Below are 13,758 nucleotides of genomic sequence, written 5' to 3'. Positions count from 1 at the left end.
GCTGCCGCGCCCCCTATGATCGCCCCAACACCACCGTCTCGAAACGGCCTTGGCGCAGGGCGGCTTGGTGTACCTCCCCTTACCCCTGGCCGGGCCCGGCCTGCTTCGCCGTGCCCGCGAACCGTGAAAGGCGGCCTGCATGGGCTCTCGCGTACGCGTCTGGCTCAACCGCACGTACGCGGAGAACGTGTTCTTCATGGATCAGCTGCGCGCCAATCCACAGCATCGAGCGGTCGAGATCCACGCCACCCACGGTGACGCCGACTCCCCGGTGCTGGCCGCGGCGGACACCGCCGAGCCGGAGCCGGAGGGCCTCTCCCCGCGCGGCTACGTCGAGTACGCGCTCGACCTGTGCGCCCGGCGCTCGATCGACGTGTTCGTGCCGGTCCTGCACCAGGCCGCGATCGTGGCGCACCGCGCCGAGTTCGCGGCGGCGGGCACCGCGCTGCTCGCGCCGTCCGCCGAGGCGGTCGCGGTGTTCCAGGACAAGGCCACCGCCTACGCGGCGGTGGAGTCGGTGGGCGTGCCGGTGCCTCCGTGGTGGCGGGTGCGCACGGAGGAGGAGCTGCTCGCCGCGGTGGAGTCGCTGGAGGAGGCGGGCGACCGGGCCTGCTTCAAGCCGGCCGCCGGTGCGGGCGGCGTGGGCTTCCGGGTCATCACCCGCACGCCGTTCTCCCTCGCCCAGCTGAACGGGTTTCCGGGCCCCGACGTGCCGCTCGACCTGGCGGTGGCGGCGCTGCGCGGGGCGCAGGAGCCCGTGGACTGGCTGGTGATGCCGCGTCTCGGGCAGCCCGAGGTGTCGGTGGACTGCCTGACCGGTCCCGACGGCCGGGTGCGCATGGCGATCGGGCGGACGAAGAACGGGCGCCGCCGCGGCTTCACCCTGCACCCCTCGTGGATCGAGCCGGCGCGGCTGCTCGCGGAGGCGTTCGGGCTGCGGCACCTGTCGAACATCCAGTTCCGGATGTACGGCGACCGGCCCGTGCTGATGGACGTGAACACCCGGCCGGCGGGCGGGCTGCACCAGCTCTCCCAGTGCGGGGTGAACGCCCCGTGGGCGGCGGTGCGGCTGGCGCTGGGCGAGGAGACCGGGGAGATCGTCCCGCCGTTCCTCGGGCAGGACTACACGGTGGTCTCCGGCCCGCGTCCGGTGCGTCCGGTGGCGCTGCCGCAGCAGCGGACCGCGGTGGAGGCGGCGGCGCACCCCGTCCCCGCGGCGTCCGTGTCCGCCGGCTAGGCGGTTTCGGCGGCCCGGACCGCTCCGGCGAAACGGCGCGGCGACCCGGGCGCGGGAACGGGGCGCACCCCGGGGCGGGGCGCGGCTGCGCGGCGACCACGCCGTATCCGGCCCGCCCCGCTGCCCGAATCCCCGGGGGGGGGGACCACACCGCGGACAAGGCGGTCGGTGAACTCCGCCTGTCCGCGCAGCAGTTGAAAGAAAGCCGAAATCCCGCTCGGCATCTTGACAGCGCGATTGGTCCATACCAACTTGGTGGCGCACCTCTCTGCACTCCCGAACACCCCCCTTTCCCCAGGGAGATCGCGTGCGCATCACACACTTCCGGCGTTCCAGACACCGCTTCCTCGCCCTCCTCGGTACGGCCGCGCTGGCGCTGGCCGGGGCGGTCGCCGTGCCCGGCACGGCACAGGCGGCCAACATCCTGACCAACCCCGGGTTCGAGACGGGCGGCCTGTCCCCCTGGTCCTGCTCCGGGAACCTGGGCTCCGTCGTCTCCAGTCCGGTGCACGGCGGCTCCAAGGCCCTCGCCGGTGCGGCGAGTTCGAGCGACAACGCGCAGTGCACCCAGACCGTCCCGGTCCAGCCGAACACCACGTACAGCCTCAAGGGCTGGGTGCGCGGCAGCTACGTCTACCTCGGCGTCGACGGCGGCGCCTCGACCTGGACCACCTCGCCCTCGGCGTACAGCCAGCTCAGCGTCTCCTTCACCACCGGCGCCTCGCAGACCAGCGCGAAGATCTACGTCCACGGCTGGTACGCGCAGGGCACCTACTACGCCGACGACATCACCCTCGACGGACCCGGAGGCGGCGGGGGCGGTTCCGACACGCAGGCGCCGACCGTGCCGACCGGCCTGACCTCGACCGGCAAGACCTCCTCCAGCGTGTCCCTGTCCTGGGGCGCGTCGAGCGACAACGTGGGCGTCACCGCCTACGACGTCTACAGTGGCTCGAACAAGGTCCTCAGCGTCGCGGGCACCAGCGCCACCGTCAGCGGGCTCTCGCCCAGCACCGCCTACACCTTCACCGTCCGGGCGCGGGACGCGGCCGGCAACACCTCGGGTGCCTCCAACTCCGTGAGTGTCACCACGAACGCGGGCAGCGGCGGCGGCACCGGCTTCAAGCAGGCCGCCCCCTACCTGTACGAGGGCTGGGGCGACCCGCCGAACCCGACGACGGTGATGAACGCGACCGGCGTGAAGTGGTTCACGATGGCGTTCATCCTGGACTCCGGTGGCTGCACGCCGAGTTGGGACGGCAGCAGGCCTCTGACCGGCGGGGTCGACCAGACCGCGATCAACCAGATCCGCTCCGCGGGCGGCGACATCGTGCCCTCGTTCGGCGGCTGGCAGGGCAGCAAGCTCGGCGCCAACTGCTCCTCGGCGGGCGCGCTCGCCGGCGCGCTGCAGAAGGTCATCGACGCCTACGGCCTGAAGGCGATCGACATGGACGTCGAGAACACCGACGAGTTCGAGAACGAGGCCGTCCAGGCACGCATCCTGACCGCGCTGAAGACCGTGAAGGCCAACAACCCGGGCCTGAAGACGATCGTCACCTTCGGCACCTCGACGACCGGGCCGACGTACTACGGCAACCGGCTCATCGAGCAGGCGAAGTCGCTGAACGCCGACATCGACGTCTTCACCATCATGCCGTTCGACTTCGGCGGCGGCTCCGACATGTACGGCAACACGGTCAACGCGGCCGAGGGGCTGAAGGCCAAACTGAAGTCGACCTTCGGCTGGGACGACGCCACGGCCTACTCCCACATCGGGATCTCGGGCATGAACGGCCTGTCCGACCAGCAGGAGAACACGACCCCGGCCATCTGGACGTCGATCAGGGACTGGGCCAACACCCACCACATCGCCCGCCTCGCCTACTGGGCGGTCAACCGCGACCGGCCCTGCCCCGGTGGCGGCGTGGTGAGCAACTGCTCCGGCATCAGCCAGAGCACCTGGCAGTTCACGTCGATCACGGCCGGCTTCACGGGCTGAGACCGGCGGCGGCGCACCGGCACACCGGTCGCGCCGGGGAACGGCGCGGCGGGCCGCCCGGAGCATCCGGGCGGCCCGCCCTCGTCCCCTCGCACACGGGCGGGGCCGGGCACGGGTCCCGGAGCGCCCGGCGGGCCTCCTCCAGCCGCTCCGCGGAGGCGAGGACCTCGGCGGCGACGGCCGCGGGGTCGGGGTCCGCGCGGCGCTCGGTGGCTGCGTTTCGGGCATCACAGGGGGAGGAGAGAACTCCGGGTGAAGCGCGGGCGACCGTCCGGCGACGCGCCACCGGCCGCAGCGGCCCCGACCAGCGCTCTCACCGTTCTCTTGAATCTTCCTCGGAACAGCCGAGGCGCCCCTGCCTGCGGCGGTCTACGCGAGATAGGCCAGGCCGGGGTGGACGGCCCGGTAGCCGTCGAGCAGGGCGCGGGCCACCGACACGGAGTCCACCAGCGGGTGCAGGGCGAAGGCCTTCACGGCGGTGGCGCGGGAGCCGGACGCGGCGGCGGAGAGCACCTCGCGTTCGACGGCCTTGACCGCGCAGACGAGTCCGGTGGCGTGGCCGGGCAGCGGGCCGGCGGCGAGGGGGTGCGCGCCGTTCGCGTCGACCAGGCACGGCACCTCGACGACGGCCTCGCCGTCGAGGGCCGACAGCGTGCCCCGGTTGCGGACGTTGAGGATCAGCGTGGTGCGCTCGTCCCGGGCGATCGCCCGCATCAGGGCGAGCGCCACCTGCTCGTAGCCGCCGGAGAGGTCCTCCGCCTCCCGGTCGCCGGCGCCGGCGGCGTCCCGGTTCTCCGCCATGTAGGTCGCCTCGCGCTCGGCGCGCGTCCGGTCCCAGGCGGCCAGCGCATCGGCGTCCGGCTCCTTCATCCGCGCGTAGAAGGCGGCCTGCTGGTCCCGCAGGAAGGCGCCCCGGGTCCGCTCGGCCTCCTGGTAGGCCCGGACGGTCTCGCGGTTGAAGTAGTAGTAGTGCAGGTACTCGTTGGGTACGGCGCCCAGCGATCGGAGCCAGTCGGCACCGAACAGCCGGCCCTCCTCGAACGATCCCAGCAGGGCGGGGTCGGCCAGCAGGCGCGGCAGTTCGTCGCGGCCCCCGACCCGCAGGCCCCGCACCCAGCCGAGGTGGTTGAGTCCGACGTAGTCGACGAACGCCTCGCGCGGATCGGCGCCGAGCACCCGGGCGATCCGGCGGCCGAGGCCGACCGGCGAGTCGCAGATCCCGATCACCCGGTCGCCCAGGTGACGCGCCATGGCCTCGGTGACCAGTCCCGCCGGGTTGGTGAAGTTGATGACCCAGGCGTCGGGGGCGAGCCGGGCCACACGGCGCGCGATGTCCACGGCGACGGGGACGGTCCGCAGGCCGTAGGCGATACCGCCGGCGCCGACCGTCTCCTGACCGAGGACGCCGAGGTCCAGGGCGACCCGTTCGTCGGCGGCGCGCCCCGCCAGTCCGCCGACGCGGATGGCGGAGAACACGAAGTCGGCGCCGCGCAGGGCCTCGTCGAGGTCGGTGGTGACGGTGACCTCCGGAGCGCCGGGGACGCCCGCCGCCTGCCGGGCGAGGACCCGGGCGACGGCGGAGAGCCGGTCCGGGTCCAGGTCGTGCAGCACCACCCGGGTGACACGGCCCTCGGCGCGGTCCCCGAGGAGCGCCCCGTGGACGAGCGGGACGCGGAATCCGCCGCCGCCGAGAATGGTCAGCCTCACGCCAGTACCGCCTTCGCAGTCGTCCCGGGGCCGCGGGGCTCGCGGCCCGGTTCACGCACGGCCGCCGTCCGCCCCCTCGACCGGGCGGGAGCCGCCTCACCGGGCCCCGGCGCGCCGGGGCGCCGCCCGGCCCGCGGGACGTGTCCCGGGACCGTGACCGGTGCCGTCGCCCGGCCCGCCGTGAACAGTACTCGGCGCCGCCCGGCTTTCCGCGCAGCGCCGGCCCGGCTTCTCGGAGCGGACCGCGCAAGTGGCCCTGGGCCCTACGCGGGGCGCCGCGGCCCGTGATTCCATGCCGCCCGGTGTCCGTCACATCACGGAGGTTGCTGATGAAGCGTCACTTACTGTCCCTGGCCTGCCTGCTGGGAGCACTCACACTCGGGCCCGGGGTGTCGGCCGCGACGGCCGACGCTCCCGTGTGGACCGAGTCCGGCACGGCCTGGGTCGACACGCTGGGCGGCGGCCAGGGGCTGGCGAGCCGGGCGGACGGATCGCTGCTGCACCGCGGCCTCCTCTCCATCCCCCTCGATCTGCGTGTTCAGGGCTGGAACCACGTGGGGGACCCCGACATCGCCCGGGGCCACGTCTTCGACGCCTACCAGGGGCCGGACTCGGCGACCTCGAAGATGTTCGCCGTCACCACCCCCACCGGCAAGCGCTACACCTACGTCCACCGGCTGGACCCGGGCGAGAAGCTGAACAACTCCTTCGCCACCGTCTCCCCCGACGCCCAGTGGCTGGTGTCGGGCGAGTGGGGCGACCAGAACCGGCTCCAGGTGTTCCCCGCGCCGCTGCTGAACCCCTCGACGCCTTCCACCGGCGGTGACCTCCCGCAGGCCGGGCAGATCACCCTCGACCGGCCCGTCCGGAACATCCAGGGCTGCGACTTCACCACGGCGACCCGCCTGCTGTGCGCCTCGGACGACGGCTCGCGCGCCCTGTTCCCCGAGAACCGTCCGCTGCTCCAGGTCGATCTCGACCGCGCGGTCGACGGCCGCCCGGTCGCCGGTCACGTCACCAGCCTGTTCGCACTGCCCCAACGCAGCCTGTGCGAGGGGACGTTCGAGGCGGAGGGCGTGGACTACGACGCGGCGAGCGGGACGTTGCGCGCGGAGGTCGTCCAGCCGGGGGTGTGCGCCGTGGCGACGTCGGTGTACGCGTACCGGCTGCGCTGACGGGCCGGCCGCGCCGAACGACCGTTCCATCGCCCCCTGGGCGCGTGCGGCGCCCGGGGCGGCACGGGTTCGGGCCGGACGACGACCCGACGGCACGACTCCCGGCGCTCGCGGCGCACCGGAGGAGACGGTCCCGTCCCCTCACCGGCCCGGCGCCCGGCGACGTCACGGTGGCGGGGCGGCTCAAGCGGGCGGACCGGAAGGCCCGCACCACCCGGCGACGGACGGGGGCGTCGGGCGGGCACCGGCCCGCACGATGCCCCCGTCCGCGTCTTTCAGGGCGTGAACTCCCTTATGCCGTAGGGAGTTTCTCGGCTTCACCTCTTGACGGCCGTCAGGACAGGGAGCACATTGGCCGCGCAGCTGCTCTGAGAGCGCTCTCACCCTTGGTGGGAGCGCTCTCACACTCACCCGCGCACCCCACACCCGTACCCGAAGAGGCACCCATGAGTGAAACGTCCGGCACACCCGTCAGACGCGGCTCCCTGCGGCGCGCACTCGTCGCCGTGTTCAGCACGCTGAGTCTGGCCGCGGTCGCCGCCACGGCGGCGACCCTCCCGGCGAACGCGTCCGCTCCCACGCCCCCCTCCGGCTGGTCCCAGGTCTTCCTGGACGACTTCAACGGCGCGGCGGGCACCGGCGTCAACACCGGCAACTGGCAGTACGACACGGGCACCAGCTACCCGGGCGGCGCCCCCAACTGGGGTACCGGCGAGGTCGAGACGATGACCTCCAGCACCAACAACGTCGCCCTGGACGGCAACGGCAACCTGCTCATCACCCCGCGCCGGGACGCCGCCGGCAACTGGACCTCGGGCCGCATCGAGACGCGGCGCACCGACTTCCAGCCCCCGGCCGGCGGCACCCTGCGCGTGGAGTCCCGGCTCCAGATGCCGAACGTCACCGGCGCCGCGGCCAAGGGCTACTGGCCCGCGTTCTGGGCCCTCGGCGCGCCCTACCGGGGCAACTACCAGAACTGGCCGGGCGTCGGCGAGCTGGACATCATGGAGAACGTGCAGGGGCTCAACACCGAGTGGGCGACCATGCACTGCGGCACCAATCCGGGTGGCCCGTGCAACGAGACGTCGGGCATCGGCGGCAACACCCCCTGCGCCGGGACGACCTGCCAGGCGGGCTTCCACACGTACGCGATGGAGTGGGACCGCTCGACCGGCGTCGAACAGATCCGGTTCTACCTGGACGGCGTCAACTTCCACACGGTGAAGGCCAACCAGGTCGACGCGACCACGTGGGCGAACGCCACCAACCACGGCTACTTCCTGATCCTGAACGTCGCGATGGGCGGCGGCTTCCCCGGCGCCTTCGGCGGCGGCCCGGACAGCGGCACGGTCCCCGGCCACCCGATGGTGGTGGACTACGTCCGGGTCCTCCAGTCCTCCGGCTCGGGCGGCGGGACGACCCCGCCGCCCAGCGGGAACCGCGACGCCTACAGCGCCATCCAGGCCGAGTCCTACGACGGGCAGGCCGGCATCGGCACCGAGAGCACCACCGACACCGGCGGCGGCCGGAACATCAGTTCCATCGCGAACGGCGACTACGCGCTCTACAAGGGCGTCAACTTCGGTTCCACGGCGGCCCGGCAGTTCTACGGGCGGGTCGCGAGCGGAGCCGGCGCCGGCGTCAGCGGGCTCGTCGAGGTGCGGCTGGACAGCCGGACCGCGGCCCCGGTGGGAAGCTTCGCGCTGGGCAACACGGGAGGCTGGCAGTCCTGGCGGACCGTACCGGCGAACATGAGCTCCGTCACTGGGACGCACGACGTCTATCTGACCTTCACCAGCGGCCAGCCGGCCGACTTCGTGAACGTCAACTGGTTCGACTTCGGCCACTGAGCCGGCCGGACCGCCCGGCCGCGACGGGCGGGCGGCGGCGGTCCGACGTCCGTCCTTCCGGGCCCGGAGAGGCCCGGAAGGACGGCGCCCGCACGGTCGGTCCCGCGCCCCTCAGCGCGGCGGTCACCGGCCCCGCCGTCCCGCCCGGCCACCGGGCGGACCGGCTCGACGGCCCGCCGGGCGTCCCCGCCGCGGCCCGGGGGGCGGTCGCTCCGGGTCGCGCGGTGCCGTCCCGCGCACCCGCGCACCCGCGCCACGCGGAGCCGCGGCGGCGCCGCCGTCCCCCGGCCGGGGCCGCACGCCGGTGCCTCCCGACCGCACACCCCGCGCCGCACGGCAGGCCGGTGCCCCGCCCGGCACCCCGGTCAGCGCAGTTCGGCGCGGAACGCCACCGGGGTGGCCCCCGTGTGCTGCTGGAAGAACTTCGAGAAGTTCGCCGCGTCCGGGAAGCCGACGGCGACACCGACGCGCCCGATGGGCATCTCGGTGTGCGCGAGCAGCCGCTTGGCCTCCAGCACCACCCGCTTGTCGATGAAGCCCTTGGGCGTCTCCCCGGTGGCGGAGCGCACCGCGCGCAGCAGGGTGCGGCGGGAGTAGCCGAGCGCGTCGGCGTAGCCGCTGACGCTGTGGCGGGTGGCGAAGTCCTTCTCGACCGCGTCGCGGAACCGGGTGAAGGGGGTGTCGGGTCGGTCGCGGGCCGGCTCGACGGCGCTGGCCGCGAGATGGGCCAGGCGCAGCAGGAACGCGGTGAGCGCGTGCCGCAGCACCGCCGTGTGCAGGCTGAGCGGCAGCGTGGTGGTGTCGACGTACTCGCGCTCCAGCTGGGCGAGGGCGTGGCGCAGGGCGGACAGGCGGTCGGCGTCGGGGCGCAGCAGCGGGGGCAGGTCGTAGCGGTAGAGGCCCGTCGCCTCGACGGTCGCGCGGGGCAGGAACCCGGGCTGCATCGTCAGGACGGTGCCGCGGTAGCGGTCGGTGCCGGAGAAGCGGTGCACCTGACCGGGCCTGATCCACAGGACGTCGCCCGCTTCGGCCCGGTACTCGGCGAAGTCGATCATGTGCCGGACGGGGCCGTGCGTGAACAGCATCACGACGTGGAAGTCGATGCGGTGCACGCGCTCCAGCGGGGCGTCCGCGTGCCAGGTGCGCCCGGCTCCCATCGCGCCGATCTGCATGCCGACCCCGGAGAGGCTGAGGTCGGCCGGGAAGGGGAACGTCCTGATGCCGTCCGCGGCGCCGTCCGCGCCCCCCGCTCCCCCTTGGGTGGTTCTGTCCGCCATGTCCCTCTCGCGTCGGCTCGGCACGCCCGTGCGTGTCCCACTTTCACCGAAGGCTGACACACCGGCACCTTCCCCGGCAAAAGTCTGACTTTTAGGTTTGAAGGCGTTTCCCCCCGTGAGACCCCTCCCGTGAGGACTTCTTGAAGATGAGGACGCAGAGCCGCGACGACTTCGCCCGGGCCCCGAGGTGCGGCTCGCGGTCGCGTCCCGGGAGCGCCCGGAGGCCGGGGTCCCCGAGCCCGGGGCGTGCCGGGGCCGTCCGGGGAGCGACGCGGGCAAGCGCCACCGCTCCGTCGCGCACGCGTCCCCCCGCCGTCCGTGGAGACCGCGTGGCGGTCGGGGCCGGCGTCCGCCCGACCTGGTACCGCTACGTCGGTGACACGGGACGCGCCGTCCGGCCCGGGCACCGCGGCGCCCGCACCGGCGCGGGACGCCGTTCGCCGCGCCCGGCCCCGCCGCCCGCGGGCCACGTCGCCGCCGCGGCACGGGAATCCGTCGCCGCGGTGCGCGGTTGATTTGTTCGTACCAAGGAAGATGATCACTGTGACCGAAGCGACCGCGACCGCGGCACCCCTGAAGCGCCTGAGTGACGCAGGCGTGTCCATCTGGCTGGACGACCTGTCCCGCCGGCGCATCGAGTCCGGCAACCTGGCCGAACTCGTCGCGCACCGCCACGTGGTGGGCGTGACCACCAACCCGTCCATCTTCCAGGCCGCCATCGGCTCCGGCGAGGGCTACGAGGAGCAGCTCGCCGGCCTCGCCGCCCGCAAGGTGACGGTCGACGAGGCCGTCCGCATGATGACGACCGCGGACGTCCGCTCCGCCGCGGACGTCCTGCGCCCGGTGTTCGAGGCGACCGGCGGCCGGGACGGCCGGGTCTCCATCGAGGTCGACCCCCGACTCGCGCACGACACCGCCGCCACCGTCGCCGAGGCCCGGCAGCTCGCCTGGCTCGTCGACCGGCCGAACGTCATGGTCAAGATCCCCGCGACGAAGGCCGGCCTCCCGGCGATCACGGAGGTTATCGGCCTCGGCATCAGCGTCAACGTGACACTGATCTTCTCGCTGGAGCGCCACCGGGCCGTCATGGACGCCTACCTGGCGGGCCTGGAGAAGGCCGAGGCCGCGGGCATCGACCTGGCCGGCATCCACTCCGTCGCCTCGTTCTTCGTCTCCCGCGTCGACACCGAGATCGACCGGCGGCTGGCGAAGGTGGGCACCGACGAGGCCCTCGCGCTCCGGGGCCGCGCGGCACTCGCCAACGCGCGCCTCGCGTACGCGGCGTACGAGGAGGTGTTCGCCGGGGCCCGCTGGACCGCGCTCGCCCCCTCCGGCGCCACCCGGCAGCGCCCGCTGTGGGCCTCCACGGGCGTCAAGGACCCCGCGTACAAGGACACCCTGTACGTGGACGAGCTGGTGGCCCCGGGCACGGTGAACACCATGCCGCAGGCCACGCTCGACGCGACCGCCGACCACGGCGACGTCCGCGGCGACACGGTGACCGGCGGCTACGCCCAGGCGCGCGCCGACCTGGCCGCCGTCGAGGCGCTCGGCATCTCCTACGACGAGGTGGTCGCGCAACTGGAGGCCGAGGCCGTCACGAAGTTCGAGGTGGCGTGGGAGGACCTGCTGGAGGCGGTCGCGACCTCGCTGCGCGCGAAGGAGGTCGAAGGGGAATGACCGAGCATGGGGAACGGCCCGGCGCGGCCGTCGGGGACGAGCCCGGCGCGTCGCCGGAATCCGGCGACGCGCCCGGGAAGCGGTCCGGTCCGGCGCCCGCCTCGCCCGCCGAGGCGCCCGGCGTCGTCCCGGCCGCCGACTGGGACAACCCGCTGCGCGACGCGCGCGACCGCCGGCTCCCGCGGATCGCGGGTCCCTCAGGACTCGTCATCTTCGGCGTGACCGGCGACCTGTCCCGCAAGAAGCTGATGCCGGCCGTCTACGACCTCGCCAACCGGGGCCTGCTGCCGCCCGGCTTCTCGCTGGTCGGCTTCGCCCGCCGCGAGTGGGAGGACCAGGACTTCGCGCAGGTCGTGCACGACTCGGTGCGCGAGCACTCCCGTACGGAGTTCCGCGAGGAGGTCTGGCAGCAGCTCGCCCAGGGCATGCGGTTCATCCCGGGCGACTTCGACGACGACGGCGCGTTCGAGCAGCTCCGCGCGGCCGTCGAGGAACTGGACTCCGCGCAGGGCACCAGCGGCAACTACGCGTTCTACCTGTCCGTCCCGCCGAAGTTCTTCCCCAAGGTCGTCCGGCAGCTGAAGAAGCACGGCCTGGCGGACGCCCCGGAGGGGTCCTGGCGGCGCGCGGTCATCGAGAAGCCCTTCGGGCGCGACCTGGTGAGCGCCCGCGAGCTGAACGCGATCGTGCACGACGTGTTCGACCCGGACCAGGTCTTCCGGATCGACCACTACCTCGGCAAGGAGACCGTCCAGAACATCCTGGCGCTCCGCTTCGCCAACCAGATGTACGAGCCCGTGTGGAACCGGTCGTACGTCGACCACGTGCAGATCACCATGGCCGAGGACATCGGCATCGGCGGCCGGGCCGGCTACTACGACGGCATCGGCTCCGCCCGCGACGTCATCCAGAACCACCTGCTCCAGCTGATGGCGCTGACCGCCATGGAGGAACCGGCCGCCTTCGACGCGGAGTCGCTGCTCGCCGAGAAGCTCAAGGTCCTGCGGGCCGTGAAGCTGCCGGAGAACCTGGGCGAGCACACCGTGCGCGGTCAGTACGCGGCGAGCTGGCAGGGCGGCGAGAAGGTCGTCGGCTACCTCCAGGAGGACGGCATCGACCCCGCGTCGACGACCGACACCTACGCGGCCGTCAGACTCCAGGTGGACAACCGCCGTTGGGCGGGCGTGCCGTTCTACCTGCGCACCGGCAAGCGGCTCGGCCGCCGGGTCACCGAGATCGCCGTCGTCTTCCAGCGCGCCCCGCACTCCCCCTTCGACTCCACGGCCACCGAGGAGCTCGGCGCCAACGCCATCGTCATCCGCGTCCAGCCGGACGAGGGCATGACGGTGCGCTTCGGATCGAAGGTCCCGGGTACCTCGATGGAGATCAGGGACGTCACCATGGACTTCGCGTACGGCGAGTCGTTCACCGAGTCCAGCCCGGAGGCGTACGAGCGGCTGATCCTGGATGTCCTGCTCGGCGACGCCAACCTCTTCCCCCGGCACCAGGAGGTGGAGGAGTCCTGGAAGATCCTCGACCCGATCGAGGGGTACTGGGACGGGCACGGCACGCCCGCGCAGTACCCCTCGGGCAGCTGGGGCCCGAGGGAAGCCGACGAGATGCTCGCACGAGACGGACGGAGCTGGCGCAGGCCATGAAGATCGACCTGACCGACACCACGGCAAGCAAGATCAACAAGGCGCTCGTACGGGGGCGCCGGGCCATCGGCACCCCCGCCGTGGGCATGGTCCTGACGATGGTCATCGTCACCGACGAGGAGAACGCCTACGACGCCATCAAGGCGGCCGAGGAGGCGTCCCGCGAGCACCCCTCGCGGACGCTGGTCGTCATCAAGCGCGTCGCCCGCACCCCGCGCGACCGCACCACCTCCCGGCTGGACGCCGAGGTGCGCGTCGGGTCGGACGCCGGCACCGGCGAGACGGTCGTCCTGCGCACCTACGGCGAGGTGTCCGACCACGCCGACTCCGTGGTCCTGCCGCTGCTGCTGCCGGACGCGCCCGTCGTGGTCTGGTGGCCGGTGGACGCGCCGGACAACCCGGTCAAGGACCCGCTGGGCGCCCTCGCGCAGCGCCGGATCACCGACATGTACGCCGTCGAGGACCCGCTCCGGGCCCTGGAGGCCCGCGCCGCCTCCTACGCGCCGGGGGACACCGACCTCGCCTGGACCCGGCTGACGCCGTGGCGTTCGATGCTGGCGGCGGCCATGGACCAGGCCCGCGCCAAGGTGGTCTCGGCGACCGTCGAGAGCGAGGCGCAGAACCCCAGCGCCGAACTCCTCGCCCGCTGGCTGGAGGCGCGGCTCGGCGTCACCGCCGAACGCGTCGTCACCGCCGGGCCCGTGGTGACCGCCGTGCGGCTGGGCACCGGGAACGGCGAGATCGTGATCGACCGCCCCGAGGGCCCGCTGGCCACCCTGTCCCTGCCGGGCCAGCCGTCGCGCACCCTGGCGCTGAAGGTGCGCTCCACCTCCGAGCTGATCGCCGAGGAACTGCGCCGCCTCGACGCCGACGAGATGTACGCCGTCGCCCTGCGGGGCGAGGCCGCGAAGGAGACCTCACGTGTCTGACACTCCCCTCCTCACCCACCGCCCCGAGTGGACGGCCCTGGAGGACCACCGCGCCACCGCGATGCTCAGGCCGGACCTCAGGGAGTTGTTCGCCGCGGATCCGGGGCGGGCTGAGCGGTACGCGGTGCGGGTGGGTGATTTGTACATCGACTATTCGAAGCATCTGGTGACCGACGAGACGCTGGCGCTGTTGCGGGAGTTGGCGGTGGCGACGGATGTGTTCGGGTTGCGGGACGCGATGTTCCG

General features: G+C 73.2%; 9 protein-coding genes and 1 pseudogene. 8 read left to right on the top strand and 2 right to left on the bottom strand.

Features of this window, described 5'->3' with window-relative positions; genetic code table 11:
* Window positions 1–139: 139 nt before the first annotated feature.
* Window positions 140–1,237 carry an ATP-grasp domain-containing protein gene (locus tag ACGFS9_RS28730; protein ID WP_393257137.1) on the top strand — a complete coding sequence of 366 codons (1,098 nt, stop codon included), beginning with the start codon at window positions 140–142 and terminating at the stop codon, window positions 1,235–1,237.
* 307 nt (window positions 1,238–1,544) lie between these two features.
* Window positions 1,545–3,236, top strand: coding sequence for a carbohydrate binding domain-containing protein (locus ACGFS9_RS28725; RefSeq protein WP_393257136.1), 1,692 nt, complete (start codon window positions 1,545–1,547; stop codon window positions 3,234–3,236).
* 369 nt (window positions 3,237–3,605) lie between these two features.
* Here ACGFS9_RS28725 and ACGFS9_RS28720 read toward each other — a convergent pair whose 3' ends face one another.
* Window positions 3,606–4,943: a 6-phospho-beta-glucosidase gene (locus ACGFS9_RS28720; protein WP_393257135.1), complete on the bottom strand. Its 1,338-nt coding sequence runs from the start codon at window positions 4,941–4,943 to the stop codon at window positions 3,606–3,608.
* 329 nt (window positions 4,944–5,272) lie between these two features.
* Between ACGFS9_RS28720 and ACGFS9_RS28715 the strand changes: the two genes are divergently transcribed.
* Both ACGFS9_RS28715 and ACGFS9_RS28710 read left to right on the top strand, forming a co-directional pair.
* Window positions 5,273–6,118, top strand: coding sequence for a hypothetical protein (locus ACGFS9_RS28715; RefSeq protein WP_393257134.1), 846 nt, complete (start codon window positions 5,273–5,275; stop codon window positions 6,116–6,118).
* 446 nt (window positions 6,119–6,564) lie between these two features.
* Window positions 6,565–7,968: a glycoside hydrolase family 16 protein gene (locus ACGFS9_RS28710; RefSeq protein ID WP_393257133.1), complete on the top strand. Its 1,404-nt coding sequence runs from the start codon at window positions 6,565–6,567 to the stop codon at window positions 7,966–7,968.
* 365 nt (window positions 7,969–8,333) lie between these two features.
* Here the strand turns inward: ACGFS9_RS28710 and ACGFS9_RS28705 are convergent, their stop codons facing one another.
* Window positions 8,334–9,245: a helix-turn-helix domain-containing protein gene (locus tag ACGFS9_RS28705; RefSeq protein ID WP_393257132.1), complete on the bottom strand. Its 912-nt coding sequence runs from the start codon at window positions 9,243–9,245 to the stop codon at window positions 8,334–8,336.
* A gap of 534 nt (window positions 9,246–9,779) precedes the next feature.
* Here ACGFS9_RS28705 and tal point away from each other — a divergent pair.
* From tal to ACGFS9_RS28685, 4 genes and pseudogenes are all read left to right on the top strand, one after another.
* Window positions 9,780–10,925, top strand: a complete 1,146-nt coding sequence (gene tal / locus ACGFS9_RS28700) for a transaldolase (protein WP_393257131.1) — start codon at window positions 9,780–9,782, stop codon at window positions 10,923–10,925.
* Window positions 10,922–12,583 (top strand): glucose-6-phosphate dehydrogenase, encoded by a 1,662-nt coding sequence (gene zwf / locus ACGFS9_RS28695; RefSeq protein ID WP_393257130.1) that lies wholly within the window; start codon window positions 10,922–10,924, stop codon window positions 12,581–12,583. Before tal ends, zwf begins: the two co-directional genes overlap by 4 nt.
* The gene (gene opcA, locus ACGFS9_RS28690) at window positions 12,580–13,512 is read left to right on the top strand and encodes a glucose-6-phosphate dehydrogenase assembly protein OpcA (protein WP_393257129.1); all 933 of its coding nucleotides are present in this window, start codon (window positions 12,580–12,582) and stop codon (window positions 13,510–13,512) included. Before zwf ends, opcA begins: the two co-directional genes overlap by 4 nt.
* A pseudogene (locus tag ACGFS9_RS28685) lies at window positions 13,505–13,758 on the top strand (glucose-6-phosphate isomerase); the annotation flags it as partial. The gene opcA and the pseudogene ACGFS9_RS28685, both read left to right, overlap by 8 nt.

Source organism: Streptomyces sp. NPDC048566, assembly GCF_043199735.1.
GTDB lineage: Bacteria > Actinomycetota > Actinomycetes > Streptomycetales > Streptomycetaceae > Streptomyces.
The sequence above is the reverse complement of the archived record's forward strand: the minus strand, read 5'-3'. Positions and strand labels throughout refer to the sequence as shown.